This window comes from Paeniglutamicibacter kerguelensis (genome assembly GCF_017876535.1).
Lineage (GTDB): Bacteria > Actinomycetota > Actinomycetes > Actinomycetales > Micrococcaceae > Paeniglutamicibacter > Paeniglutamicibacter kerguelensis.
Genome location: NZ_JAGIOF010000001.1, coordinates 218,128 through 243,801, shown reverse-complemented (window position 1 = coordinate 243,801; position 25,674 = coordinate 218,128). Strand labels below are relative to the sequence as shown.

At 63.4% G+C, this 25,674-nt stretch carries 30 protein-coding genes; 11 read left to right on the top strand and 19 right to left on the bottom strand.

The features are described 5' to 3' along the window. Positions 1-46 precede the first annotated feature (46 nt). Together JOF47_RS01125 and JOF47_RS01120 are read left to right on the top strand one after the other, a co-directional pair. On the top strand, positions 47-541 hold the full coding sequence (locus tag JOF47_RS01125) for an RNA polymerase sigma factor (RefSeq protein ID WP_209995405.1): 495 nt from the start codon (positions 47-49) through the stop codon (positions 539-541). After that, entirely contained in the window at positions 541-1,122 is a 582-nt protein-coding gene (locus tag JOF47_RS01120; RefSeq protein ID WP_209995403.1) for a methylated-DNA--[protein]-cysteine S-methyltransferase, read from the top strand. Before JOF47_RS01125 ends, JOF47_RS01120 begins: the two co-directional genes overlap by 1 nt. A 4-nt stretch (positions 1,123-1,126) precedes the next feature. On the opposite strand, the gene JOF47_RS01115 is transcribed toward JOF47_RS01120, so the two are convergent. Then, a complete protein-coding gene (locus JOF47_RS01115; protein WP_209995401.1) occupies positions 1,127-1,684 on the bottom strand; it encodes a hypothetical protein in 558 nt (185 codons plus the stop codon). A gap of 50 nt (positions 1,685-1,734) precedes the next feature. On the opposite strand from JOF47_RS01115, the gene JOF47_RS01110 reads away from it, so the two are divergent. Beyond that, positions 1,735-1,947 carry a hypothetical protein gene (locus tag JOF47_RS01110; RefSeq protein WP_209995399.1) on the top strand — a complete coding sequence of 71 codons (213 nt, stop codon included), beginning with the start codon at positions 1,735-1,737 and terminating at the stop codon, positions 1,945-1,947. A 159-nt stretch (positions 1,948-2,106) separates the two neighbouring features. Here JOF47_RS01110 and JOF47_RS01105 read toward each other — a convergent pair whose 3' ends face one another. Next, positions 2,107-4,629, bottom strand: coding sequence for an ABC transporter permease (locus tag JOF47_RS01105; RefSeq protein WP_209995397.1), 2,523 nt, complete (start codon positions 4,627-4,629; stop codon positions 2,107-2,109). Between the two features lies 1 nt (position 4,630). After that, a complete protein-coding gene (locus JOF47_RS01100; protein WP_209995396.1) occupies positions 4,631-5,383 on the bottom strand; it encodes an ABC transporter ATP-binding protein in 753 nt (250 codons plus the stop codon). A gap of 126 nt (positions 5,384-5,509) precedes the next feature. On the opposite strand from JOF47_RS01100, the gene JOF47_RS01095 reads away from it, so the two are divergent. The 3 genes from JOF47_RS01095 to JOF47_RS01085 all read left to right on the top strand — a co-directional run bounded on the left by JOF47_RS01095 (position 5,510) and on the right by JOF47_RS01085 (position 7,708). Continuing rightward, positions 5,510-6,070 carry a VanZ family protein gene (locus JOF47_RS01095; protein WP_209995395.1) on the top strand — a complete coding sequence of 187 codons (561 nt, stop codon included), beginning with the start codon at positions 5,510-5,512 and terminating at the stop codon, positions 6,068-6,070. 187 nt (positions 6,071-6,257) lie between these two features. Continuing rightward, a complete protein-coding gene (locus tag JOF47_RS01090; RefSeq protein ID WP_209995394.1) occupies positions 6,258-7,007 on the top strand; it encodes a FadR/GntR family transcriptional regulator in 750 nt (249 codons plus the stop codon). Continuing rightward, positions 7,004-7,708: a cache domain-containing protein gene (locus JOF47_RS01085; protein WP_209995393.1), complete on the top strand. Its 705-nt coding sequence runs from the start codon at positions 7,004-7,006 to the stop codon at positions 7,706-7,708. The genes JOF47_RS01090 and JOF47_RS01085 overlap by 4 nt, the downstream gene beginning before the upstream one ends. A gap of 51 nt (positions 7,709-7,759) precedes the next feature. Here the strand turns inward: JOF47_RS01085 and JOF47_RS01080 are convergent, their stop codons facing one another. From JOF47_RS01080 to JOF47_RS01045, 8 genes are all read right to left on the bottom strand, one after another. Beyond that, positions 7,760-8,584: a gamma-glutamyl-gamma-aminobutyrate hydrolase family protein gene (locus tag JOF47_RS01080; RefSeq protein ID WP_209995392.1), complete on the bottom strand. Its 825-nt coding sequence runs from the start codon at positions 8,582-8,584 to the stop codon at positions 7,760-7,762. Then, positions 8,581-9,342: a gamma-glutamyl-gamma-aminobutyrate hydrolase family protein gene (locus JOF47_RS01075; protein WP_342592674.1), complete on the bottom strand. Its 762-nt coding sequence runs from the start codon at positions 9,340-9,342 to the stop codon at positions 8,581-8,583. The genes JOF47_RS01080 and JOF47_RS01075 overlap by 4 nt, the downstream gene beginning before the upstream one ends. A 20-nt stretch (positions 9,343-9,362) precedes the next feature. Continuing rightward, on the bottom strand, positions 9,363-10,085 hold the full coding sequence (locus JOF47_RS01070) for an ABC transporter substrate-binding protein (protein WP_209995388.1): 723 nt from the start codon (positions 10,083-10,085) through the stop codon (positions 9,363-9,365). Beyond that, the gene (locus JOF47_RS01065) at positions 10,085-11,500 is read right to left on the bottom strand and encodes a glutamine synthetase family protein (RefSeq protein ID WP_209995386.1); all 1,416 of its coding nucleotides are present in this window, start codon (positions 11,498-11,500) and stop codon (positions 10,085-10,087) included. Before JOF47_RS01065 ends, JOF47_RS01070 begins: the two co-directional genes overlap by 1 nt. Before the next feature lie 28 nt (positions 11,501-11,528). Beyond that, positions 11,529-12,758 carry an NAD(P)/FAD-dependent oxidoreductase gene (locus tag JOF47_RS01060; protein WP_209995384.1) on the bottom strand — a complete coding sequence of 410 codons (1,230 nt, stop codon included), beginning with the start codon at positions 12,756-12,758 and terminating at the stop codon, positions 11,529-11,531. Positions 12,759-12,760: 2 nt separating this feature from the next. Further along, positions 12,761-12,952 carry a ferredoxin gene (locus JOF47_RS01055; RefSeq protein WP_209995382.1) on the bottom strand — a complete coding sequence of 64 codons (192 nt, stop codon included), beginning with the start codon at positions 12,950-12,952 and terminating at the stop codon, positions 12,761-12,763. A 57-nt stretch (positions 12,953-13,009) separates the two neighbouring features. After that, positions 13,010-14,221 carry a cytochrome P450 gene (locus JOF47_RS01050; RefSeq protein ID WP_209995381.1) on the bottom strand — a complete coding sequence of 404 codons (1,212 nt, stop codon included), beginning with the start codon at positions 14,219-14,221 and terminating at the stop codon, positions 13,010-13,012. 72 nt (positions 14,222-14,293) lie between these two features. Beyond that, a complete protein-coding gene (locus JOF47_RS01045) occupies positions 14,294-15,811 on the bottom strand; it encodes an APC family permease (protein ID WP_209995380.1) in 1,518 nt (505 codons plus the stop codon). A 100-nt stretch (positions 15,812-15,911) separates the two neighbouring features. Here JOF47_RS01045 and JOF47_RS01040 point away from each other — a divergent pair, with 100 nt between their 5' ends. Further along, complete coding sequence (locus tag JOF47_RS01040) at positions 15,912-16,100, top strand: hypothetical protein (protein WP_209995379.1); 189 nt, start codon at positions 15,912-15,914, stop codon at positions 16,098-16,100. A 243-nt stretch (positions 16,101-16,343) separates the two neighbouring features. Here JOF47_RS01040 and JOF47_RS01035 read toward each other — a convergent pair whose 3' ends face one another. After that, positions 16,344-17,258, bottom strand: a complete 915-nt coding sequence (locus JOF47_RS01035; RefSeq protein ID WP_209995378.1) for a cation diffusion facilitator family transporter — start codon at positions 17,256-17,258, stop codon at positions 16,344-16,346. Further along, positions 17,255-17,653: an ArsR/SmtB family transcription factor gene (locus tag JOF47_RS01030; RefSeq protein ID WP_209995377.1), complete on the bottom strand. Its 399-nt coding sequence runs from the start codon at positions 17,651-17,653 to the stop codon at positions 17,255-17,257. Before JOF47_RS01030 ends, JOF47_RS01035 begins: the two co-directional genes overlap by 4 nt. Before the next feature lie 64 nt (positions 17,654-17,717). On the opposite strand from JOF47_RS01030, the gene JOF47_RS01025 reads away from it, so the two are divergent. Further along, positions 17,718-18,314, top strand: coding sequence for a DNA-3-methyladenine glycosylase I (locus tag JOF47_RS01025; protein ID WP_209995376.1), 597 nt, complete (start codon positions 17,718-17,720; stop codon positions 18,312-18,314). Then, positions 18,311-19,162 carry a DNA-3-methyladenine glycosylase 2 gene (locus tag JOF47_RS01020; RefSeq protein WP_209995375.1) on the top strand — a complete coding sequence of 284 codons (852 nt, stop codon included), beginning with the start codon at positions 18,311-18,313 and terminating at the stop codon, positions 19,160-19,162. The genes JOF47_RS01025 and JOF47_RS01020 overlap by 4 nt, the downstream gene beginning before the upstream one ends. An 87-nt stretch (positions 19,163-19,249) precedes the next feature. On the opposite strand, the gene JOF47_RS01015 is transcribed toward JOF47_RS01020, so the two are convergent. Then, positions 19,250-19,942 carry a biliverdin-producing heme oxygenase gene (locus tag JOF47_RS01015; RefSeq protein ID WP_209995373.1) on the bottom strand — a complete coding sequence of 231 codons (693 nt, stop codon included), beginning with the start codon at positions 19,940-19,942 and terminating at the stop codon, positions 19,250-19,252. A gap of 411 nt (positions 19,943-20,353) precedes the next feature. Here JOF47_RS01015 and JOF47_RS01010 point away from each other — a divergent pair, with 411 nt between their 5' ends. Further along, positions 20,354-20,491 (top strand): hypothetical protein, encoded by a 138-nt coding sequence (locus JOF47_RS01010; protein WP_209995372.1) that lies wholly within the window; start codon positions 20,354-20,356, stop codon positions 20,489-20,491. 260 nt (positions 20,492-20,751) lie between these two features. Here JOF47_RS01010 and JOF47_RS01005 read toward each other — a convergent pair whose 3' ends face one another. The 4 genes from JOF47_RS01005 to JOF47_RS00990 form a co-directional block, all read right to left on the bottom strand. Then, a complete protein-coding gene (locus tag JOF47_RS01005; RefSeq protein ID WP_342592673.1) occupies positions 20,752-21,600 on the bottom strand; it encodes a siderophore-interacting protein in 849 nt (282 codons plus the stop codon). 145 nt (positions 21,601-21,745) lie between these two features. Then, entirely contained in the window at positions 21,746-22,390 is a 645-nt protein-coding gene (locus JOF47_RS01000; RefSeq protein WP_209995370.1) for a histidine phosphatase family protein, read from the bottom strand. Positions 22,391-22,616: 226 nt separating this feature from the next. Further along, on the bottom strand, positions 22,617-23,081 hold the full coding sequence (locus tag JOF47_RS00995; RefSeq protein WP_209995368.1) for an acyl-CoA thioesterase: 465 nt from the start codon (positions 23,079-23,081) through the stop codon (positions 22,617-22,619). Next, on the bottom strand, positions 23,078-24,160 hold the full coding sequence (locus JOF47_RS00990; protein WP_209995366.1) for an App1 family protein phosphatidate phosphatase: 1,083 nt from the start codon (positions 24,158-24,160) through the stop codon (positions 23,078-23,080). The genes JOF47_RS00995 and JOF47_RS00990 overlap by 4 nt, the downstream gene beginning before the upstream one ends. A 120-nt stretch (positions 24,161-24,280) precedes the next feature. Between JOF47_RS00990 and JOF47_RS00985 the strand changes: the two genes are divergently transcribed. Next, positions 24,281-24,721, top strand: coding sequence for a pyridoxamine 5'-phosphate oxidase family protein (locus JOF47_RS00985; protein WP_209995364.1), 441 nt, complete (start codon positions 24,281-24,283; stop codon positions 24,719-24,721). Here the strand turns inward: JOF47_RS00985 and JOF47_RS00980 are convergent, their stop codons facing one another. After that, positions 24,722-25,600 carry a 3-hydroxyacyl-CoA dehydrogenase family protein gene (locus JOF47_RS00980; RefSeq protein WP_209995362.1) on the bottom strand — a complete coding sequence of 293 codons (879 nt, stop codon included), beginning with the start codon at positions 25,598-25,600 and terminating at the stop codon, positions 24,722-24,724. Between the last annotated feature and the right edge of the window lie 74 nt (positions 25,601-25,674).

The window sequence follows — 25,674 nt, the reverse complement described above, 5'->3', positions numbered from 1 at the left end:
CAGCACCTCACATAACGGGGACCGGGTGCGTTTACATGGTGTGGAGATGAAAACGAACCCGCCCTTCGAGCTGGTGGTGCGCGAGCACGGGCCGGCGGTGCTGCGCATGTGCACGGCGCTGCTGCGCCCGGGACCGGACGCGCAGGACGCGTGGAGCGAAACGTTCCTCGCGGCCCTGCGTGCCTACCCCGGGCTCGAGCCGGGCGCCAACGTGCAGGCCTGGCTGATCACCATTGCCAGGCGCAAGGCGATCGACGCCCTGCGCTCGCGGCACCCGGTCCCGGTGGATTCCGTGCCGGAGCAGGCCGTGCCGTCCGGGGGCTTCGGGCAGGACGGGTTGTTCGACCATGCCGGGCTGTGGGATGCGATGGGTTCGCTCACCGAGCTGCAGCGCCGGGTGATCGGCTACCACTACCTGCTCGGCTTCCCGTACGCGGAGATCCCGGAGTTCCTGGGCGGCAGTGCCGCCTCGTTGCGCCGGGCCGCGGCCGACGGCATCAAATCTCTGCGCAAACTACTGGATGTTTCGGAGGAACCGTGATGAGTGAACTTGCCATGCATGAAATCGACATGTTGAAGGAAAACCTGGCCGAGCGCGCCGCCGCCGAGGGCCTGATCGACGTCTCCTACCGGCTGGTGGATTCGCCGCTGGGGCAGCTGATGCTGGCGGCAACCGAGCGCGGAATCGTGCGGGTCGCCTTCGGCTCGGAGGACTTCGACGCGGTGCTTGGATCCCTGGCGGAGAAGGTCGGGGTGCGCGTGTTGCACCGCCGGGCCCCGCTGGATGCGGCGGCAACCCAGCTCGACGAGTACTTCACGCACGCCCGCACCGGGTTCGAGCTTTCCCTGGACCACCGGCTCAGCAGCGGATACCGGCTGGAAGTCCAGCTGGCGCTGCCGCGCATCGGCTACGGCCACACCGCCAGCTACAAGGAGATGGCCGCGCTGACCGGCCGCCCGGCCGCGGTGCGTGCCGTCGGCACCGCGTGCGCCACCAACCCGTTGCCGATCCTGGTGCCCTGCCACAGGGTGCTGCGCAGCGATGGTTCGCTGGGCGGATACCTCGGCGGGCTGGACGCCAAAAGGGTCCTGCTCGCACTCGAGCAGGATCCCGCGGCCTAGGCCTTTATTCGCCGCATGCCGAATCCTTGGTTTGCCACGACATGCCATTCTTCTCTACGAATTTCTTTCCGTTTGCCTTGTACTCAATTGCCATCTGGGAGACCGATGTATGCGATTCCGGATCGTCGATCGATGCTCTCACCGACAAGAGAACCGTCGCATTTGCCGGTATGGAGAATCCCTCTGCCAGCTGCATCTGGCCAATCAGTGCCATAGCTCCTGAATTTCCCTCATCCGCCGGGTCCTCGAAATGAATGTAGAACACCGGTTCTTCCGTTTCCGGGAGCACTACTGCCAAATCCGACTTTTGTGTCACGTTATGAGTCTTCAAAAGGGAAAGACCAACAATCTCAAGTTCTTTATCGGTGGGGTTGGTTGCGGTCTGCGCATAGAAGATCTCATGTGATTTGCGCGCGTTCGGACCACACAAGCGGGAATCGACGGTTCCTTCGTCGTTGCCAAACTGGAGTGGCCCGCTCTGGCCGCCCGACGTGCAACCAGTCAAGCCCAAGATTGCTGCTGCTGAAGCCAAGATGAAACCAGCCTGGTGATGAATCTTCATTTGACGAGAACCTTAATGCTTCGCGGTGGGCAAGCCTCTGTGTTGCCGAAATGACCAAAACTGGCATTAATGTCATTTTAGAAATTAGCATTGATGCCGGTCTTTTTCATGAAACAGTTTTGGATAGTGCTGTCGACATCGATTATTCCACCATCCTGAAAACTGTTGATATTCCTGAACCATCGCGGAATGACATAGAGCATCAATACTACGCTGCCGGCCCGACGAGAAGGAAGCAGTCCCCCCTGACACCGAATTCATGAATGCACGTGACTATCAATTCTTTTCTGAACTATATAAAGGGTCGGCGTTGACGGTTCCAGCCAGGGCCGACCAAGATACCGCGGAAATTCGATTGGACGCCTGAAGGGTCCTGCTCGCACTCGAGCAGGACCCTTCAGGGAACTAGTTGTCCTTGGCAGTTACTCGCTGGCGAGCCCCTGTACCGGGGCCAGCCTGGCGGCACGGCGTGCCGGGACAATCGAGGCGGCCAGGGCCGCCACGACGCTGATCGCAATGACGCCGGCCAGCTGGAACCACGGGATGGAAACCACCATGGATCCGAAGGACGCCATCACCGACTGTGCACCGAGCAGGCCGTAGGCGGTGCCGATCAGCACGCCGAGCAGCGCCGCGACGCCGCCGATCAGCACGGCCTCGGTGGCCAGCATGCCGCGCAACTGCCCGCGGGTCAGGCCAAGGGCCCGCAGCAGGGAGTTCTCGCGGGTTCGTTCGAGCACCGAGAGGCTCAGCGTGTTGGCCACACCGATCAGCGCGATGAACACCGCCACGGCCAGCAGGCCGGAGACGATCAGCAGCAGCATGTCGATGACCTGGTTGAACATCTGCTTTTCCATGACGCCGCCACCCACCGCGTATTCGTCGACGTTCAGCGTGGAAGCCAGGTCCGTGGCCAGCGTGCGCAGGTCCGCGCCGCTGAGCGATTCGTCGACCTTGAGCCAGAGCTTGGCCTGGGTGTCGGCGGCGGTCTTGCCCTGCGAAACGCCAAGCACGCTGGAGGCGGTTTCCCAGGTCATGACCGAGTCGATCATGTTGGCGTCGCTGATGAGCAGCTTCAGTTCGCCCTTTTTGCCGTCGTCGCCGACGGCCTTCGTGGTCTTGCCGTCCCAGTAGCTGGCCACCAGTACCTCGCCGGCCTTGGGCAGCTGCCGGTCGGTGTTCAGCACAGCCGCCATCTCCGTGGCGTCCATGGCATAGAGCGGCTGTTCGTCGTCGGTCTCGCCCACCTGGGTCAGCAGCGCGGCGGACTTCACTCCGTCCATTTCCCGGACCTTGCCCAGGTTCCCCGGGGTCAGGGTGGACAGGTCGCCGTTCTGGACCTCCATGTCCACAAGGAATTCTCCACCCAGTGCATCGCCCAGGGAGGACTTTGCCGTCTGGGCGCCGACCATCATCATGGACACCAGCGTCACGCCGATGAGCAATGCCGTGGCGGTGGCGGTGGTGCGTCCCGGGTTGCGGACCGCGTTGACGCTGGCCAGCTTGCCCGGGACGGATCCTCCGGCGGTCAGCTTGCCGATGAGTGAGACGCTCTTGGGCAGGAAGAGCGAACCGAGCATGAGGATGCCCGGGAAGGAAAGCAGTCCGCCGCCGAAGGCGATCAGCAGGTCGCCCTTGGCCGCGCCGTAGACAAGCGCCGCGGTGCCCGCGGCCAGCAGCAGCAGGCCGAGGATGATCCGGATCTTGCCGGAGGTGTTGGCCAGCGACACGTCGTCGGCCGGGCGCAACGCGGCAAGCGGTGCAACGGCCATGGCCTTGCGGGCCGGAACCCACGCGGCGACAAGGGTGATGAGCGTTCCCGCGGCAATGGTCCCCAGGACGGCCAGCGGCGGAACCGCGAGGGTCGCGAAGGACATCTCGGACACGTTCGCGGCCAGGATCTTGATCAGCAGCGACATGATGCCGGTGGCCAGCAGGACGCCGGCGGCCGAGGCCAGTAGCCCCACGATCAGTGCCTCGACGAGCACCGAGGCCCGGATCTGGGAGCGCACGGCACCGAGGGTGCGCATGAGCGCCAGTTCCCGGGTGCGCTGGGCAACCAGCACCGAGAAGGTGTTCATGACAACCAGCCCGGTGACCACCAGGGCGATCAGTGCGAAGACCAACAGCACGATGGTGAGCTGGTCGTTTCCGTCGGAGAACATGGCGATGTCGGCGACGATGCGCTCGTCGGGGGTCATCACCGTGAAGTACTTGACGCCCGTGCCCTCAATGGAAGTGCCAAGCGCGGTCTTCAGCGAAGCGAGGGCCGCAGGGTCCTCGGCGCGGACAATGATCTGCTCGTAGTCGGAGGTTGCGTCGGCCATGAGCGTTTTCAGCAGGTCGGGGGTCACCGACAGGCTCATGACAGAGCCGCTCATGGGGTCGTTGGAGGTTGCCGTGATGCCGGTGACCATGACGTGCCGGCCCTTGGCGCTGTCGGATCCGTCGGAGACCTCGAGGGTGTCGCCGACCGAGATGTTGTATTCCTTGGCGTACACGGCATCCACCGCGATCTGGTCGCTGCGGACTGGCATGGCGCCGCTTTCCAGGGCGGTGGTGTTCAGTTGCGTGTCGGCAGCGGGGGTGCTGACCTTGGCGAAGTAGCGCTTGCTGCCTGCCTGGACGCTGGCCCCGGTGTTGCTGATCCCATGGACGGCTGCCACCCCGGGGGTCTTGCCGATTGCTTCCAGGGCCTTGGCGCCGAGCGAGAACGACTCGCTCTTGGGTTCTTCTTCCTTGTCATAGGCGGCGGTCATGTCGCCGTTGATGACCAGGTCGGCGCTGGCGTAGGCCGAGCCGATGCTGTTTTTCAGGGATTCGGTGGCCGAGGCGTTGACCATGAGGGTCGCGGCGAGGAAGGCCGTGCCGATCATGACCGCGAGGATCACCGCGATGAACCGGCGAGAATACGCCTTGAGGTTTGCGAGGGCTAGCTGGATCAATTTAGGCTCCCAAACCGGAGAGTGCCTGGGTCACCGATTCAACGGTGGGATCCTCGAGCTGCCCGACGAGCTGGCCGTCCTTCATCAGCAGCACGGTGTCCGCGTAGGAGGCCGCGACCGCATCGTGGGTGACCATGATGATGGTCTGGCCCATTTCGCGGGTAGAGGAACGCAGCAGCGAGAGCACCTCGGCGCCGGTGCGGGAGTCCAGGTTGCCGGTCGGTTCGTCGCCGAAGACGACCTCGGGGCGGGTGAGCAGGGCGCGGGCCACCGCCACGCGCTGCTGCTGGCCGCCGGAGAGTTCGTGCGGCTTGTGGTTCAGGCGGTCCTTGAGGCCCAGCGTCGTCACGATGGTTTCCAGCCAGGCCGCCTCGTGCTTCTTGCCGGCCAGGGCCAGCGGGAGCAGGATGTTCGCCTCGGCGGTCAGCGTCGGGACGAGGTTGAAGGACTGGAAGACGAAGCCGACCTTTTCGCGGCGCATCTTGGTCAGTGCATCGTCATTCAGCTTGGAGATATCGGTGCCGCCGATGAAGATCTGGCCGCCGTTGGCCTCATCGAGGCCGGCGAGGCAGTGCATCAGGGTGGACTTGCCGGAGCCCGACGGGCCCATGATGGCCGTGAAGCGTCCGCGGGTGAAGGAAACATCGACGCCGCGCAGGGCCTCGACGCGGGTCGAGCCCTCGCCGTAGATCTTGCTTAGGCCCGTGGCGTAGACAGCGATATCGGTGCTGGTATGAGGTGCAGTAATGGTCATGCCTCCACGATATGTCGCGGCTGTATGGTTTTGGATCATCCGCAGGGCCCTACTTGGGGGCCTCCCGGCTCATACCCGGGTATGAGACAGCACGTTCCCAGGGTGGTGGGCTAGGCTCGTGGCTCTATGCTTTATTTCCCCGCTTCCACCGTTTCCGTGCTGGTCACGCTCGGTTTGTTGGCGTGCGCCCTGTTGCTGGCCCGTCTGTTGCTGTTGCGCCGGAGCGGCGACCGGACGCGCATTCGCAGGATCGTCGGGGTGGCTCTTCCGTTGTGGTCGATCGGGTTGGTGGTCGCGGTCTTTCCCGCAGCGCCGCAGCCGGATCCGTCGATTCCGGGCGGCACGTTCAACTGGGTTCCGTTCCTGGCCCACGGGGAACGCGACCTCGGCTTCGAGCTTGCGGCCAACCTCGGGCTTTTTGCCCCGATGGCATTGCTGCTTGCTTTTTGCTGGCGCAGCCACTCGGTCGCCAAGACGACGTTGCTGGTGCTGGGACTCTCGGTCTGCATCGAGGTGAACCAGCTGCTGTTGGACAACAACCGGGCCGCGGACATCACCGACGTCATCACCAACACCGCGGGCGGCTTTGTCGCAGCCCTCGGAGGTTGGACGCTGTCCCGATGTTTTGCGCCTCCGGATTTTGGCGGCGATCCGGTCCAGGAAATTTCCGACCCGCACAGGCTTTGAGTCGCCTTGTCATACAGGGGTCCTTTCAAGCGCATCCGGGACACGGCGAGCTGTTCTTTCCCTGATTGAGCTTGGTTGATCGGTGATCACATGAGATGTGGCGCCTCGGGGATTTCCGGCGTTGTTGCCGATAGACTGGGCGGAATTCCCGATTGTTTGGCTTGGAGTACCCGGTTTGGCTTTGAACATGTCTTTCCAGTCGCAGATCTATCGATCGTTGCCCGATCTGGAGCGTTCGGATGCCATCGTCAACCGAATTTCCAAGGCGATCACCTTGGGCATGCTGCGTGTCGGGGAACGCCTGCCCAATGAGATCGATATGTCCGAAATGTTCGGTGTGGCCGCGGCGACGCTCCGGGACGCCTTGGCAGTCTTGCGTGACCAAGGAATCGTGGAAACCAGGCGCGGACGCAATGGCGGAACGTTCATCCTTAAGCAACCACAATTCCAGCTGGATGCCATGCGCACTTGGCTCAGGGACATGTCAATTGCCGAGATCAGGGACCTGGGCGACGAGCAGTCAGCCATTGCCGCGGCCACCGTCCGATTGGCGTGCGACCGGGCCGAGCCGCATGAACTGGAGCGACTGCAGGATTTGGCCCGCTCATTGGTTCTGGCCGACAACGCCCAGGCCAGGGCGCGAGCCGACAGCCGTTTTCATATTGAATTGGCCGTGACGGCCCAATCCACCCGCCTGGCAAATGCAGAGATCCGGCTGCAGGCGGAAACGGTGGAGGTCCTGTGGTCGCCGCTGGCCGGAGAGGTCGATCCCGAACGGGCCACCGCCGAGCATCTGGCGCTGGTGCGGGCCGTGGCCGATAACCGAAGCCAGCAAGGCCAGCAATTGGTACTGGAACACATTCGGCGCAATATCCACCATCTCATCGACACCAAGCTGGCACTGAGCTATTCAACCGACCCCGAGGATGGCGAATGAGTACGTTCCAACCCGCAGAAGCCGCCTTGAGGACCATCGCAGATTGGTTCAACGACGCGTCATCGGCCGCCTATGGATTGGCCGCATCGGTCACTGATTTGTTCGCCGGCCACGTTTCCCGGGGCGCACACGTCTCCAAGGACGACTTGGCCGGGCTCAAGGACCTTGCTGCCGACTTCTTGGAAGGCCATCCATTCGCCATTGGCTCGGGTGCAACGTTTTCCTCGACCCGGGTCAGCGAGGGCCAAGGCATCCTTGAATGGTGGACGCCCGGACCGCATGGAGTCGAAAAGCTCGTCGTGGACCTCGACCCGGCCGGCGAGCGGTTCTACGACTACGAGCGGCTGCCCTTTTTCACGGCGGCCGAACGAACCGGCGAAGAAACCATGTGGGGGCCCTACGTAGATTACCTGGGCTCGGACGAGTACATCCTCACGCACACCGCGCCGTTCTATATCAATGGGGAATTTGCGGGCGTCGCCGGCTACGACGTCACGGTGCGGGCCCTGGAGGACATCTTGTTGCCGACGCTACGTTCCATCCCCGGCGACGCAGCGCTGCTGAATGCAAGCGATCGCGTCATTATTGGCAATTCCGGTGCCTATCTCGTGGGGGAACGGATCAAGGCGGCTCCCTCCGGAAGCCGAATCGTTGCCTTGGATGTCCCGCACCTGGGCCTTTCCGTGCTTGTTCCCGCATAGTGGCTTGTGGCGGGCCGCAAATGTTTCGACCCGCCACAAGCACCGGTACGTTTACGCGTGTTGCGCCATGCGCACCCGCCGCAACGCGGCCTGTTCCACCAAGGCGCCAAAGATCGCCCGGCGGTCTTCAGCGGATCCGTCACGGTCTTCCGGATGCCATTGCACGGCCACGGCCCAGGTGCGGCCGGGGTGCTCCGTGCCCTCGACAATGCCGTCGTCGGCCACGGCGCTGACCACCAGGCCCGGTGCCACGCGGTCCACCGCTTGGTGGTGTCCGGAGCGCACAATGACGCGTTCACGGCCCAGGATCCGGCGAATCTTGCTGCCTTCCCCCAGGGTGATCCCTTCATCAAGAAACATCGGCTGTCCACTTTGCCCCTGGTGAAGGGTGGAGGGAACGATGTCCGGGATCAGGGTCCCGCCGAGCGCCACGTTGAACAGTTGTGAACCCCGGCAGATCGCCAGCAGCGGCTGGTCCAGTTCGAGGGTCCGGTGGATCATGTCGATGCAGAATTCGTCGGCTGTTCGATCCACTCCATATGCATGCGGAATGGCGCCCTCGAGCCCATAGAGTCCTCCATCCACGTCCCCGCCGCCCAGGAAGAGCACCCCATCCGCGGCCTCGGCCGCCAGCGCGCTTTGCGGGTCAGCCGCGGCGCTGTCGATCAAGACTGCTCGGGCACCACTCTCGAGCAGCTGGTCAAAGACGCTCCGGGTGAAATCGCGCATGATGCCATAGCTTTCACCGACCATCCCCGGGAAGGTCAGCGAGACGACCACGGCCACCACGGGCGCATCCGGAGGCAACCGGTCGAATCCCTCGGGAATGACGTCCTCCAGCGCAAGCACCAGGTCTTCGCATGGTTTGGCACTCATACGGCCATTGCCTCCAATGTGCCTGTCTCCTTGGGCGCTGGCACCCCTGTCCGTCGGTTCCGCGCAGCCTCGACGACCCACTCAAAGATTGCGTGGTCGCTCGCCGATTCCCCTGCCAGGTCCTCTGGGTGCCACTGGACGGCGAGCAGCCGTGCCCCCTGAACCTCCAGGGCCTCGATGACCCCGTCCGTGGCCCGGGCGGCAACCCGCAGTCCCTCGCCCACGCGGTCTACCGCTTGGTGGTGGTACGACGAGGTGCGCACCGGGGCATCCCCCAGCACCGTGGCCAGCAGCGTTCCCGGTTCGCAGGTCACCGGGTGTTCGGCACCGCGGTGTTCAACGGCTCCGGGCGCCAAATGCCCCAAGAGTGTTCCGCCGTGGATGACATTGAGCAATTGCATGCCCCGGCAGATGGCCAGCATGGGGATCTCCGAATCCAGGCAGGCCCGCAAGAGCGCCGCTTCGTAGTCGTCCTGCCCAGGATGGTCGGCCGGCCAATAGTGTTCGTCCGGTTCACTCCCGTAGCGCCGCGGGTCGATGTCGGCCCCGCCGGGGATGACCACGCCGTCCAGCCTGGAAAGCTGTTCGGCCGCCGACTCGCTGCTGCCGGGGAACAGGACCACGGGCTCCCCGCCGGCCCTGTCAATGGAGCGCAGCACCGCCGCGGCCACGGCTGCCCCGGCGAAGCGCATGCCCTGAACCTTGGCCGACCACATGCCGGGAACACCTATCAGTGGACGGTGGCCAGTGGTTCCCACACCGCCTTTTAACGGGCCCGTCATGCCATGCTGCCCGTCGTCGTGCCAACGGGTTGTTCCAGCGGGAAGTCCAGCGTGGGCATCCACGTGTTCCACACCTCGCGCAGGCTGCCATCGGCTATGACGGACGTGAGCGCGGAGTTGAGCTGCCCACGCAGGTCAGGGTTGTCCTTGGCGACCCCGATCCCCCACGGGTTGCGGGTGGGCACGGTGAAGGCCACGTCATAGCGAGGGTCGTCGCCGAGGGGCACCAGCACCACGTCGTCGTCGACCATGGCGTCGACACTGAAGTCGGCCACCGCCGCCAGCATGTCCGCATAAACGTTCTCCCCGCTGAAGGGAACCACGATCGCCCCGTCGAAGGTCCGGGCCAGGGCCATGTTGGCGCTGCCTTCGATCGCGGCAACCCGGTAGCCGGCCAGGTCCTTGGGCGTGCGGGCGGGGTCGCCCTTGCGCACCAGGACCGTCTCGTCAAAGACGGCATACGGACGGGTGAAGTCCACGACAGCCTGGCGCTCCGGAATGATGCCCTGTCCGCACCACACGGCGTCCACCCGGTGGTCGCGCACGGCCGGCAGCATCTCGTCCCATCCCATGACGACCCATTCGATTTCCAGGCCCATGCGTGCGGCAATCAGCTCGGCGGCTGCCGGCTCGTATCCGGTCCGCCGGCCGTTCCCGTCGACGGGGTCGAAGAGCGGCGGCGCATCTGCATCGATGCAGGCAAGTCTCAGCGTTGTCATTACGGCATCGTCTCCCAGTACATTTCGCGGTCCCATTCGGTGATGGAGCCGCAGTAGCGGGCCCATTCCTCTTCCTTGAGCTTGGTGTAGATGGACACCAGATCCGCCGGCAGCTGCGAGGTCAGGTAGGTGTCGGAGACGAACGCGTCCACGGCGTCTCCCAGGGTCAACGGAAGCTGGGTGCCGACGGCGGGCACGTTGTCGCTGGCCTCGTCGGGGGCCCCGGGCTCCAGCTTGCGGTTGATCCCGTCCTCCATCGAAGCGATGAGCAGGGTGTGGGAGAGATACGGGTTCACCGCGGCGTCCGGCACCCGGTATTCCATCCGGCCGTTGGCAGAAATACGGATGAGGCAGCCTCGCGAGTCAAGGCCCCAGTTGGCGGTGGACGGCGCGAATTGCCCGGCATCCCAGAATCGCTTGTAGGAGTTCACCGTGGAGGCCATCACCGCCATGGATCCCTGGGCGTGGGCCAGCATGCCGCCAATGGCGTGGCGGGCAGTTTCCGAGACATGCAGTTCGAGCCGGCCCGCGTCCTCGATGACGTTGGTGTCCCCGGACCAGAGGCTGAGGTTGTGGTGGCAGCCGTTGCCCATCTGGCCGTTGTACGGCTTGGGCATGAAGGAGGCTGTGACCCCGAATTCGCGGGCGACCTGCTTGCAGATCTGCCGGTACGTCACCAGGCGGTCGGCGGTGTTTTCGACGCGGTCGTACATCCAGTTCAGTTCGAGCTGCCCGTCGTCCTCGTAGTCGCCCTCGATCATGTCCAGGCCCATGGCCTTGGCGTAGCTGACGAGCTTCTTGTAGATCGGGCGCATGCGCTCAAGGTTCTCGACCTGGTAGGCGGGGCTGGAACCGGGACGCTTGACGACCTCGAGTCCAGGGCCTTCCCAGGTCATTTCGGGTTCGGTGCCCGATCGAACCTCGAACCCGGTGCGTTCGGTGAAGGCCGCGTGGGTGCGTGCCAGCAGCGCACGGGTGTCGATGGCCAGCGGACGGCCGCCGACCTCCGGCAGGTGCGGGGGCTCGTAGGCGGTGCAGAAGATCCGGGCGACCGAGGTGTCCCAGGGCAGCACCACGAAGGATTCCGGCTCCGGCAGCGCCCAGAATTCGCGGGCCTCGATGCCGCCGCCGATCAGCTTTCCGTGGCGGTCGTTTTGCAGGTCGGAGAGCGCGGTGCGGTGGAAGGCGATGCCCTTTTCCAGGTTGCGGCGGAAGTGGTTGGCCGGGACCATCTTGGCGACCACGCGAGAGCCGATGGTGGGCAGTGCGTAGTAGATGTACTCGACCCCGGCGGCCTCGATCTTCGCCGCCAGGTCCTTGACGATCCGGGGTTCAAGGTTGCGGGCTTGGTGCCGGGCAAAGGCGTCCCGGTCCTTCATGGTGTCTGTTTCGGTTCGGAAGGCTTGCAAGGTCATGGAACTCAACTCATTTCTGCTGGAAGTCTTAGGTGGTGACAAGCACGCCGGCGTCGAGCACCAGCTGGCGGTAATGCAGGTTCCTGGAGGCCGGCAGACCGGCGTTGACGACACCGATGAGGGTGTTGTCGCGGTAGTAGCCCATGGCAACGCCTGCCTGCGGATGGGCCGGGTTTCCCTCCAGGACCCGGGTTTCCCGGGCATGGGCCGGGGAGCCGATGCCGTTGATCCGGGTGCCGAAGATATCGGTCCAGAACGTCGGAAGCGGGGCGGCAGCCTCCGCGGGCGGCAAACCATTGATGGCCGCCACCAGTGCGGGGGCCGCGATCTTGGCGGTGTCGCTCGGTGTCGCCCAATGCTCCACCCGTCTGGCCGGCAGGGCATTGCGCACGTCGGGGTAGCGGGCGATGTCCCCGACAGCGACGACGCCGGGCACCGGTTGCCCGGCTGCGGTCAGGACCCGCAGGTGCCTGTCGCATTCCACGCCGTCGCCCAGGTCCAGGTCATTGCCCTCGAGCCACTCGGTGTTGGCCATGGAACCGACGGCCTCTACGACGACGTCGGCGTGGAGCAGCGTTCCGTCGGAAAGCTCCAAGCCGGTGCAGGATTCGGTCCCCCGGTACCGGATGACCGAAACACCGCGGCGGCAGTCGATGCCGCGCCCTGTCAGAAGGGCCCGCACACCACGGGACAGTGCGGATCCCAGCGGGCGCTCCATGGGGCCCGTGCGTCCCTCCACGAGGGTCACCTCGCAGCCAAGCGATGCGGCCGTGGCTGCGGTTTCGCAACCAATGAAACCCGACCCGATGACGCTCACCCGGGCGCCGGGCACCAGTGCCGCGTGTAGCGCCAAGGCGTCGTCGAGGGTCCGCAGGATAAAGCGCCCGGCCAACGGCCCCGGTGCCTGGACCCTGCGGGGCCTCAGCCCCGTGGCAACCACCAGGCCGTTGAACCCGAGCTCTTCCCCGTCCTCGAGCGTGAGGGTTCCGGCGGCGAGGTTGGAGCCTGTGATGCGGGTTCCCAGCCGCCATTGGATGCCGGTGGCGTTGCGTTTGGGCCGGAAGGTCAGACTTGCCAGCGCTTCTTCCGGGGTGCCTGGCGCGGCCAGGACTTCCTTGGACAGCGGCGGACGGTTGTAGGGCGGATGCGCTTCCTCCCCGACCACTGTGATCTCCCCGTCCCACCCGGCCGAGCGCAATTGTTCGGCCGCCCGCAGCCCGCCTAGGGAGGCGCCTGCAACGATGATCCGTTCGCCCATGGCTAGTCCTTCACGAAGATCGCTTGGACCGGACACACATCGATGGCTTCCTCGACTTCGTCGAGGAGTGCGTCGTCGAAGGTTTCCTCGTATTTAAGGATTCCTTCGTCGTTCATCGAGAAGACTTTCGGTGAGGCAATGGCGCATTGGCCATGGTTGTCGCAGAGTTTACGGTCGACGGTGATCTGTGCCATGGTGAAGCTCGTTTCCTTGATGCTGGTGGTGATGGGTAGCGGTGTGCTGGGCAGGGCCTAGCCGCGTTTGGCGAAGCCGATGGGCAGCCGGATGGGTCCGGTGTTGCCCGAATCGGGCAGCCATTCGTCCCCGCCGGTCAGATGAGGGTTGCCCAGCCGGCTGGCCAGCAGCGGCAGCGCCTCGCTCATGTCGGCGCGGGCCACGAAGTGCCCGAGACAGTGGTGCACGCCGCCGCCGAATCCGTAGTGGGCCGGGTGCTCGCCCAGCAGGTCCAGTTCCGGATTGGGGAACGCGAGTGGATCCGTGCCGGAGACCTGCGTGAACAGGTGCACGGTGGTGCCGGCTGCAATGTCCAGGCCCTGGTAGGTGAAGTCCTCGACGGCCTCCCGGGTCACCCAGGTGACCGTCGGGTTGGTCCGCATGACTTCTTCCACAGCTTTGGTCCCGAGCTCCGGCCGTTCGGCGAGCAGATCCCACTGCCCCGGGTTGCGCATGAAGGATTGCATGGCCAGACCCAGCTGGTTTCGGGTGGTGTCCATGCCGCCGAAGATCAGCAGCACCAGAGCGTTGCGGAGTTCTTCGTCGCTGAGCTTGTCGCCGTCCCTGCTGGCCAGCACCAACCGGGAGACAAAGTCTTCCCCGGGATTGGCTTGCCGATCCTTGATGAGGTCCTCTGCATATGCGTAGAGCTCGGCGACGGCCGCGTCCACCTTTTCCAGGTCCTGTTTAAAGGTCACGCCCAGGGCGAGTCCGATGGTGGAGGCCAGCCGTGCGATGGTCGGCCATTCGCTTTCGTCGATGCCGAGCAGGATGGTCAACACGCGGGTGGCATAGGGTTCGGCGAAGTCGGAAATGAACTCGCATTCGCCCTTGTCTATAAAGTCGTCGATCAGTTCGTTCGCCAGTGCCTGAAAGCGCGGAACCAGGTCCTTGATCAGCCGTGGGGAGAAGGCCGGGTTGAGCAGGCGCCGGATACGGTGGTGGTCCTCCCCCTCGAGCACGAGCAGGTTCTTTGTCCACCAGTCGAAGAACAGCCCTCCATGAACGCCGTTGTGTGCCGGCCATTTGGCACTGCCCTGGATCAGCTTGGGGCTCTTGAGCAGTTTGCTGACTTCGTCGTAGCGCAATACGGCAATGCCGTAGTTGGTTTTCGCGTACCAGCTGGCTTCACGGGCGTTTCGAAGCTCTTCGGACTGCATGGCGAAGCTCGGATCCGAGATGTCGAGGTAGGGAATGTTGAGCTGGTTCGGGACGGTTTCGACACTCATGGTGCGATCCTCTCGTTGTGGTGTTGGATTTGGCTGACCGGCCGCACGGCCAAGTCGGCCGGCGGCAATGGACTAACGGCTTTGGACAGCAACCCGGGGGTTGATGGCGTCGGCCGCGGGCGCATCGCCCTTGAGGTGTGGTTTGCGAATAGCCAGGTACAGACCACCGATTCCCAGTACGGCAATCGAGGAAATCAAGACGATGTAGTTAGCGAACCACCCGGCTTCCGGGGTGCGTGGCCAAGCCATGTTGACCATCCCCAGGACACCCCAGAGCAAGGCCAGCACGTTGACCGGCACGCCCCATCGACCAAGCTGGTACTTGCCGGCCGGCTTCCAGCCCTTGAGTCGGGCGCGCAAGGAAGCCAAGACGACCATTTGGAAGCCCAGGTACATGCCCATCGCCGCGAAGGAGATGATGGCGACCAGCGCATCTTCGGAGATCTTGGAGCCGATCACGACCAATGCGGGGAACACACCGGCGATCAGCAGGGCGTATGGCGGCACGTGGCGGCGATCGCTGAAGCGGCTGAGCAAACCGCTGAACGGCAGGATGCCGTCACGGGCCATGGAGTAGGTCAGCCGACTCGCGGCAGCCTGCAGGCTCAGGACGCAGGAAACGAAGGAAATCAGGACCACGCCGAGCACGACCTTGTATCCAACCGGGCCGAATGCTGCCATCAGCACGCCAACAAGCGGATCTGAGTCGGCACCGGAAATCACTGCACCGAAATCGGGGACGGCCAGGATCAGCGAGAGGCAGACAAACATCGCGGCGGCCCCCCCGATGTAAATGGTCATGCGCATGGCCTTGGGAATGGTGCGGCCGGGGTTCGGGACTTCCTCGGCGACGTCGCCGCAGGCCTCGAAGCCGTAGTACTGGAAGATTCCGATCAGTCCGGCGGCCGCGAAGGCCACGAAGTAGTCGGAGCCTTCACCCGCCCCGAAGGAGTCGAAGAGGACGGACAGGTCGTGGTTGCGGTGGCCGATAACCAGCCAGAGTCCAACCACTACGGCACCGCCGAGTTCGGCGATCAGGCCGAGCATTGCAACCTTGTTCAACACGCCGGTCCCAAGGAGGTTGAGACAGGTCGCCAGCGCGATAACGACCAGCGCGGCCAAGATGGTTGCATCAACGCTGCTTTCCATTCCGAGGAATGCCGCGAGATATGGGCCCGCACCGTATGCCACCGAGGCAATCGTTGTCAGGAGCGCCGCCAGGTAGACCCAGCCGTTCATCCAACCCCATTTGCGGCCCCATAGCCGTCGCGACCACGGGTAGACGCCGCCGGCCACGGGGTAGTTCGACACGATTTCACCAAAGATCATGGCCACCAGAAGCTGTCCGGCTCCCACAATGAGCAATGACCAGAACATCGGCGGCCCTGCTGTGCCCAACGCAATGGCGAAGAGTGAGTAGATTCCCACCACGGGTGAGAGATAGGTGAATCCGAGCGAGACGTTGCCCCAGAACGTCATTTCCCGTTTGAACTGTGCTTCGTAGGTATAGCCGAGCGACGCCAGATGCGCGGCATCCTCGTCATGGTCGTGGGGTGAGGACCTTGGTGCTTTACGTGACTCTATGGACACGACGACTCCTTGCTGGAATGCGATGAGGGGATCAAGCATTCGGAGTTTCACGTCCTAGTGATTCTCGTCACGTGGCCTCCGATTGAGAAAAACTGTAACGATGAATGATTTAGAACACAAGGCTTTGAAGAGATTCCCCTCTGAAGCGAGCCGCCCCTTCCGCACTCTTGATCGCTGGCAGGAAAGCGGCTATTTAACGCGCGCACGCGGTGGAGAAAGTGAAATCCGCGACCCAGGGATGCCTGGATGCAACATTTCGTTAAGCCAAAACTGGGATTATTACATTTAGTTTTGAAGGTTAAAACGGCTGTTTGGTGGCCATGCCTTGCAAAGCGATGGTCAGGTTCCGATGCAGGGGGGTCAGGAGCGGGCACGGCAAGGCGGCCGACGTTGACGAACGGGCAACAAGAAACGCCCGCGGCTTAGCTTTGGAAAGCTAAGCCGCGGGCGTCTCAATCAGCGGTCGATGCGCAGCGTGCGGCGGAAATCTCCAACCCAAGGGCATTCGGCACCGTTCGGGCGGGGTCCGTCGCTAGTCGTGGCGTTCGTGTTCCGGGGTCTGGTGGCTGGAAGCCTCGATCTGGAACGTGGAATGCTCGATGCTGACCTCGAAGTGCTGGGCCACGCAGGATTGCAGTTCGCCCAGCAGGGTCGCCGCGGCCCCGTTGCGGAAGGCCTCATCCGCCACCACCACGTGGGCCGAAAGGATCGGCAGGTTCGAGGCGATCTGGCTGGCGTGCAGGTCGTGGACGGCCAGCACCAGCGGGTGGGCCGTCAGGTGCGCCCGCACGTCTTCTAGGTCAAGGCCCTTGGGTGTCGATTCGAGCAGGATGTGGGTGGTCTCTCCCAGCAGCTTCAGCGCCCGGGGAATGATCATCGCCGAGATGAGCATCGCGGCGATGGAGTCGGCCTGCATCCACCCGGTCGTCGAAATGATGATTGCCGAGATGATGACGGCCACGGAACCGAGCGCGTCGTTGAGCACCTCGAGGAAGGCGGCGCGCATGTTCAGGTTGTCATCCTTGCCCGAGGCCAGGATGAGCATCGAGGCGACGTTGCCCACCAGGCCGATGATGCCGAAGATGAGCAAACCCCCGGCAGCGACCTCCGCGGGTTCAAAGAGCCGGCGGGTGCCGTCGATGAAGGCGTAGATGCCGACGCCGAGCAACAGTGCCGACTGCAGGGTTGCCGAAAGGACCTCGGCCCGGCGGAACCCCCAGGTGCGCTTGGCCGTTGGCTTGCGCATGACCAGCGTGGCCGCGGTGAGTGCCAGCAGCAGGCCCGTGGAATCGGTAAGCATGTGGGCGGCGTCGACGAGCAGTGCCAACGAGTTGGTCACGATCGCGCCGACGACCTCGGAAATCAGGATGACAAAGGTGATCCCGAAGGCCCAGGCCAGCTTGGTGCGGTTGGCGGTTGCGGCACCGTGGTCATGGTCGTGACTCATTGCGGTCCTGCCCCCTCGGCCCGCTGCAGCCCGTGGACCTCGCTGAAGTCGTGGGCGTCCAGCCCTTGCGCGGCGTTGTGGCCGATGTACTTCTCAGCCTCCCCCAGCAGGGAAAACAGCAACCCGGGATTGGCCAGCGAGAACATGCTGGAACGTCCCACCGCACGGGAGGTGACAAGCCCGCAGTCACGCAGGCAAGAGAGGTGCGCACTGACGGTGCTCTGGGCAAGGCCCAAATGCTCGGTGAGGTCCTTGACCTTATGTTCCCCGGTGCGCAGGTGGGCCAGGATCATCAGGCGCGTGGGATCTGCCAGGCCGTGGAAAAGGGCGGCCGCAGAGGCGTGGGTTTCCACAGCTTCGTGACCCGCATGGCTTTCCCGAATTATCATCGTCATATTACGATGATAGCGGCACCTGACGATAAGTACAGTCACGCAGAACCCGTGGCAGGATTGGAACATGGATACGGGGATTGTCATCGGAGAAGACCAACTTGCTCGTCCGGCCTGGGCCGCGACCGACCCGATGATGCGCGAATACTATGACCTCGAGTGGGGCATGCCGGTGCGCGACGAGCACGGGGTCTTTGAGCGCCTCAGCCTCGAGGCGTTCCAGTCGGGGTTGTCGTGGGCCACGATCCTGCGCAAGCGCGAGAACTTCCGCGAGGCTTTCGCCAACTTCGACCCGGACACCGTCCAGGGCTTTGGCGAGGACAAGGTCGAGGAACTGCTCGGCAACGCCGGAATCATCCGGAACCGGGCAAAGATCCTTGCAACCATCAAGAACGCGAGGGCAACCATCGAATTGCGAAAAGACGGCGGTCTGGCCGATTTCGTATGGTCCTTCAAGCCCGTTCAGACACCGACTCCGCTCACCATGGCCGACATCCCGACCACCAGCCCGGAATCGCTTGCCCTGTCCAATGCACTGAAGAAGCGCGGATTCTCCTTCGTGGGACCCACGACGATGTATGCACTCATGGAAGCGCTGGGGATCGTCGACACCCACCTGGTGCAGAGCCACCGCCGGGGCACCTCGGGGGTTTGGCCCGTATGATCCGGCGGTTCCTTGAAGCCAACGGGAAGCTGGACCCGGGGCACATGATGCACGTGCTGGGCATCCACTCCATCCCCGGCTTGGACATCCACGATCCGGCAAACAACCGGCACACGCGCATTGTTTCGCTTGTCTCCGGGCCTCGCGCCGCCACCCTGGAATTCTCAGAAGACGGCGTTCACCTCGGGTGCACGGAATCGCCCACCGAAGACGCGGCGGAACTCATCCGAGTCATCCGCACGTGGCTTGATCTGGATACGGACCTCGCGCCAATCCAGGCGGCCTTTGCCGACGACACGCTGCTGGCCCCGCTGGTGGGCGCCAGGCCCTGGCTCCGTTCGGTCGGCTACCTCAACGGCTTCGAGGCCGCAGCAACCACCATCCTGGGGCAGCAGGTCTCGCTGGCTGCCGGCCGCACGTTCGGCGGGCGTTTTGTCGCAGCCTACGGTCGCGAGGACGCGGAAGGGCTTCGGATTTTTCCGCGTCCGGAGGACGTCCTCGACAATGGCGTCGATGCCCTGCGCGAGGCGATCGGGCTGACCCGGGCACGCGCAACCACCCTATTTGCCATGGCGGAGAGCTTTGCAGCCAAGGGCTTTGCCGCCCCGAGCGAATTCCCCCTGAATCGCGAAGAGCTGCTTGCCCTGCGCGGCGTGGGGCCGTGGACCGCCGATTACCTGCAGATGCGCGGCAGGAGCGATCCCGATGCCTTTGTGCCCGGGGACTTGGTGGTCCGCCGGGCATTGAATCGCGTGACCGAGCGCGAAGCGGCGCGCCTGTCTGCGGCGTGGACCCCGTACAGGTCCTATGCCATGGTGCACCTGTGGGCTTCCGACGCCGCTAGCTAGACATGCAAAAGGGCGGTCCCCCGAAGTGTTACCAAGCTTCGCGGATCCGCCCTTTTCACCGGCTGAACTGGAATTCGCCGATTTTTGCTAAGCCGACATCGAAGTCGACTGCTGTGATTGGGTGAGCAATTCCCTAAACAGCGCCTTGTTAAGCGTGAATCCCTTCGCCGCCTCTTCGAGCAGGGATGAAACCCGCTCGGGTGTAACCGCGTAAACGTTTAGCTTCGCGCGGTATTCGTCCTTGTATGGCTTGTGCTTGTCGATCCCCTCGAAGCGCCACATGCTGAGGTCGTCTGGGGCGATCCCATAGTGGCGCTCCACGAGTCGGCCAATGATCTGGCCGCCGGACAAATCGCCCAGGTAGCGCAGGTAGTGGTGGGCAACAATCCTGGCAGGATCGTCGGCCGCTGCACGAATATGCCGCACATAATCCTGGGTCGCCGGGAGCGGCTCGGGGAGATCGGTGAGCCCGTGCGCAGGCAGGAGGCTGTCGAGATCCGCCTGGATCTTGGACATGCGTTCCAGGCGGAGATCAAAAATGGGTGCCAAGTCGGGGTCCTTGACCAGGGCCCGAACCTCAACCTCCAGTGCCGAATAGATGTAGGTGTACTGCGAGAGCAAAAGGACGTAGTCACGCGAGTTGCGCGTCCCGTTCATCAGCGTGGTGATGAATTCGCTGCCTTCCGCCTCATCATGGTCGGCCTTAGTTACTTCCTTGAGCCTGGTAGAAAACAGCACCTCGTCGCCCTGCGACATCAGCATCCCCCTGAGATTGTTCATTGAGTTAAAGCTATCCTAACCACAATGGCACCAATAACGATAGCTTGAGCTGACGTAATAGGCCATCAAACACCACGCAATGACACATTTTCAGCACGCCTTGCCAGCCAATGCCGATTCGGTAATCATTCAACACCCTAGTCATCATCAAATTTCACCGACACGTCGCCGGGGACTCAAACAAAGCCTTTCAATTTACGGCATCTAGGAAAAGATACTTCCTCGCAGGGGCCCGCACAATGCCATAAGATGAGCGGCTTTCAGTTTGAACCGACATTTGTCCAGTTTGCTCACATCAACCTACGTTAAATTGGGCTCCTGAAATTGGGCCTTCTTTACTTGGGTGCCACTTGGGGATTCATCACGAAAGTCATTTGAGCGGACCCCAAAAAACGCATGCATCATGTTTCGATGACACATTCCGAACGAAAAAAATTGCGCACCACGCCGTTCAGTCGCCGGCCGCCCAAAGCTGTTGCGTTCATGGCCGTTCTGGCAATTTTATTTGCCGGAGGCCCTGCAACGCCGATTTCACAAGCCGACGCCTGAGGAACAGCACTCAGCAGTGCAAAAGTGCTCGGTGACCACAAGAACCATGAGATGCCGTCCACCGCCAGGCTGTCCCGGCCCGCCTTGGATCTTGTCACCAAGGGCCACCGGCGACTCAACCAGCATCTGGTTGGCCCGGGCCCAAAAAGACCCCCGGTGGGCGTGGAGCGTCGGGGCTCCACGCCCACCGGGGGTCCTCATCCTTGCGGTCAAGCGCTAACGATCCCGCGGGGAATCCTTGTGCCGTTGCCGGCCATGACTCAGGCGTTCAGTGGCTCCGGGAAGATCTGCCCAATCGGGCTTTTCTTTTCCGCCTGGAATTCGTCTTCGGCCCGGCCAAAGGCCCAGTATGCCGAAAGGGACATGGCCCTGCGGTCAACCTCGCGTTCACCGTGCAGGTAGGCCCGCAGGGATTTCATGGTTTCCCGCTCGCCGTGGGCGAAGACCTGGACGGTTCCCTCGGGCCAGTGCGCGGCGCGCACCACGGATTCGATCCGCGTGTTTTCAGGGGTGAAAGGTCCGCCGCGGTGCAGCCAGTGGACCTCGACACCCTTTGGCACGGCGAGTTCGACGTGGTCCTCGGGGCCGCCGACCTCAAGATAAATGTCGCCGACCATTTCCGGAGTCATGTCCAGAATCGCGGCCGAGATGGCCGGCAGTGCCGTCTCGTCACCGATCAGCAGGTGTCGGTCGAATGCCGGATCCGGCGTGTAGAGACCTCCGGGGCTGCTGAAGCAGATCAGGTCACCGAGTTTGGCGTTCTGGGCCCAAGGACCAGCCAGTCCCTCGTCACCATGAACTACAAAGTCGATCTGCACGGTCTCGGCTTCCAGGTCCACATGGTGCAGCGTGTAGGTGCGGCGCACCGGGAAATCCTCCGGTGCAAGTTCATCACGCAGGGCGTCCAGGTCATAGGGCGGCACGAGCCCCAGCTCTGGCTTGGTGAAGAGGATCTTCACGTAACGATCGGAAACCAGCTTGTCTTGGTAGTTTGCAAATCCCTGCCCACCAAAGGTCAACCGAACCATGTGCTCGGAAAGCATCTCGGTAGCCACCACTTCGAGGACCACCTGTGGACGAACCTGACGTGCCAAACTCTGTGTACTCACCAAAGACCACTTTCTTGGATTAGGGAAGGTATTCCTATCCTAATCCATGGATCCGTGGGCCAGCGAATACAGGCTTCATCCACCGGGCCTGCTTCTTGCTGCCTGCCCGACGGCCGAATTTACAAGCCGAACTCGAATGCGGCTATTACCCGCGGGCCGCACGGCGATTTGCTCCACCCGAACCGCTCGATAGAGGTTGGCCCTGCCAGCTGTGCACCGTCCAGCGATCCACCGGTCCTGATTCGAGAACCGCAACGCCCGTATTCTGCAACGGGGCATGCCGCAAGAGGGAAAGGTCAAAGTTTGATTTTCGGCTGGCAAGCCAGGTCATCAGCATGGCCCCGTGGCTGACCACGGCCAGCGATTCGGTGCCGTCGGCGCTCGCCCGTTCGATGACGGCACTGAACCGCTCAAGTGCGGTGCGTCCGTCCTCACCGCCGGGGATCTTCGCCAAGAGGTCTCCCTGAAGCCACCTAAAGAAAACGTCACGGTATGCCAGCTGCGCATCCATATCGGTGCGCATTTCCAATTCGCCCGCGGAGATTTCGCGCAGGCCCGCGTATTCGGCCAAGAGCAGCCCACGAGTCGTTGCCAGCGGCGTTGCCGTCATCTTGGCGCGGATCAAGGGGGATGAATAGACCGCGTCCAGTTCTTCCATGGCGAGTTGCTCGGCAAGCTTTTCGGCCTGGGCCACGCCCACCTCGTTCAGCGGCGCGCCGGGCGCCGCCGTGTCCAGAGCCTGCACCACGTTGGAGGCGGTTTCGCCGTGGCGAATCAGTAGTAGTCTCACACTTTTACTCTAAAGTGTCGGAGCCCGATTGGCAGGCACATTCACGACTTCACGAGATGCGCGCCAGTTTTTGGGCTCCGACCCGGCGCACACACCAAACCCATGCTTTGCGGGTGGTTCGGATGACGAAGCGGCCATGCCGGGCAGCTGCCGGAACAGGACAGGAGCACACGAAATCGCCCTGGTTCGGATGCCTACGCGGGTGAACGCAGCCCTGCTGCAGTGACTAGCGGAACAGCGGTTCTGCCTCGTAGGCGCCCAACGCGGCCTTGTGTTCGGCGCTCAGGCGCAACAGCCGCTGGGTTTCCACGGCGAAAAATGCCAGGGTGGTAGTGGCACGCACGCAAATTCCGCCATCCACTGGGTCGTGGAATTCGTAGCAAATGTCAAAGCTTGCGGCCTTGATGTTGCTGATCCACAGGTCCACGTGCGCCGGCACGTTGCGGTAGTCAAGCGGCTTCACGTAGCGCACGCGGTGCTCAACCACCAGGATCTGGGTGTTCTCCGGGACGTTGGAGAACAGGTCGACCTGTGGCAGGATGCCGGGTTTTCCGGTGCCCCCGGGCACCCCGAACCCGGCAATGCGGGCCTCCTCCATCATGCGAACAAGGTTGACGTTGTTGATGTGCCCGTAGGCGTCCATGTCGCCCCAGCGCATGGGCACCTCGACACGGATCTTGTGGCCGCTCACTTGTCGTTCCCGGGGAAGGGATCAGCCTCGAGGTAGCCGAGTTCGGTCAGCTGCGCGGCGATGCGGGCGCCGTCCGGTTCATACACCCAGGGCACACCGGGGGTGGAATTCAGGATCCCCTGGCTGCGCCCGCCGGCAAGCACCGCCTCGGAGGGCGTGAGCTGGCGGATGACGATGGCCGCGACGTGCCCGGGGTAGCGGCGGGCGAACTCGGCGTAGAGGTAAGGGTCGTGCTGGCCGTCGTCGCCGATCAGCAACCACTTGATGTTCGGGAACTCGGAGGCGACGCGGCGAAGCTGGTCGGCCTTGTGCTGCATGCCGGAGCGGAACCAGCGGCGCTCGGTGGGCCCCCAGTCCGTCAGCAGCAACGGGCCCTGCGGGTACATGTTGCGCGACAGGAAGCGAGTGAGGGTTTGGGCGACGTTCCAGGCACCGGTGGACAGGTAGAAGGTGGGGGCTCCCGGCTTGTTGCGCAGCAGCCGCTCCATCATCACGGCCATGCCGGGGGTGGCAAGCCTGGCGTGTTCGGAAAGGACAAAGGAATTCCACGCGGCCAGCAGCGGGCGCGGCAGCGCGGTGACCACCACCGTGTCGTCGACGTCGGAAAGCACCCCGAATTCCTGGGCGGCATCGACCATTAGCACCGGGGCGATGACGGGCGCACTTTCTTCGATGGTCATCGAGATTTCGTGCCAGCCGGGTTCGAGCACGGCAGCCACCCTCACGTCGAGGACTCCCCCGCGGTCGGCCTGCACGTCAAAGTCCTGGCCGTTGATGCTGATGCGGATCTGCCCGTGGGGAACGATGGGCGACATGAAGTTGCGCCAGCCGCGCACCCCGTCGGCGATCACCTTGGCAACGTGGCGTCCGTCTTCGAAGGCACCGGGCTTGGCCAGGACGGCCCGGGCGAAGATGCGCACCCAACCCTTTTCAGGGTCGGCCAGCCCGTATCCGGTGTACGAAAGGACGGTGGGCGCCAGTCCGCGCTCGCGGGCGCGCTCCGCGCGCAGCTCGTACACGCGATCTTCGAAACGTGCGGCGATGTGCCTGGCATGTTCCACACTCAAATCCTTGACCATGGCACAAGTCTTTCATGTGTGGTGGGACGCCGATGGATCGGAAGGATGATTCCCAACGCATGAGGGGAACGAATCGCCGCAAATCTGGAATTTTTCTACAATACGTAGAATACTTATGCCATGATGTTTGAACACGACGATGACCAGCCGATACTCATTCTCGACGACGACCAGTCATGGCGTTTGCTCGAACACACAAACCACGGACGCCTCGCCACGGCAGTGGGCGGAATCGTTGACATCTTCCCGCTGAATTACGCGGCGAAGGACCGTGTCATATACATTCGCACGGCGCCGGGCGAAAAGCTTGCGGCGTTGACCGTCAACGGACAGGTGGCATTCGAGGCAGACGGCATCCTGTCCGATCAGGCCTGGTCGGTGGTTGTCCACGGCACGGCCCATCGACTCGAGACCCAGGCCGAGATCGCCGCCGCCCGCGAATCGGGCGTCAGCCCATGGATCCCCACCCAGAAGGAATCCTGGGTGAAGATCCAGGTCGAAAAGATCTCGGGACGCCACTTCCACCTCGGGGCGCAGCCCGAGGCGGGAGACGCCGTCTAGTTACCGGTAGTCGTAGAATCCTGCTCCGGACTTGCGGCCCAGCTTGCCCTCGGAGACCATCGAGGCAATCCGCGGGTTCGGGGCGTCCTCCGCCGCGCCGGTTTCGGCGTGGGTGGCCTGGGCGATGAAATCGATGACGTCCAGGCCCACCAGGTCCATGAGCGCAAACGGGCCCATGGGGTGGCCCAGCGCGGTGCGCGCGGTGGTGTCGATGTCCTCGATGCTCGCGATGCCCGAATCCGCCAGGAACAATGCCTCCCGCTGGACCGCGCCCATCAGCCGGTTCGCGATGAAGCCGGGGATCTCGCGGTTGATCAGCACCGGTTCCTTGCCCAGCCGGCGCGCCAGCTCCATGGTCGTTTCAACGGTTGCGTCGCTGGTTGATTCGTGGCGCACCACCTCGACGCACTTCATGACCAGCGCGGGGTTGAAGAAGTGCATGTTGCAGACCTGGGCCGCGCGCCCCGTGGCCTCGGCGACCTTGGAGGAACCCAGGGTCGAGGAGTTGGTGGCCAGGATGGCGTGGGCCGGGGCCAGCTTGCCGAGGCGCTCGAAGATCTGCGTCTTGATGTCCAGGCGCTCGGTGGCGGCTTCGATAACGAAGTCCGCGTTTGCCGCGGAGGAGTCGAGGTCGGTGCTGTAGGCCAGTGCGCCCAACGCAGCGGCCGCGGTTTCCCCGTTCAGCTTTCCCTTGGCCACGCGGCCCGCCGCCCATGCTTCGAGCTCGGCACGCGCGGCGGCCAGCCCGTCTTCGGAAATGTCCTGGATGGTCGTTGCATAGCCGGCAAGTGCCGCTGTCATCGCTATCTGGCGCCCCATGGTCCCGGCGCCGATGACCAGGATGGTGGAAATGTTCTCGATACTGGTTGGTGTGCTCATCGTTGAATCCACTGCTTTCTAAGAGTCTTGTTCGCCGGCTCGTGCTCGGCCCGGGTTTGCTGTTCATCCTAGGC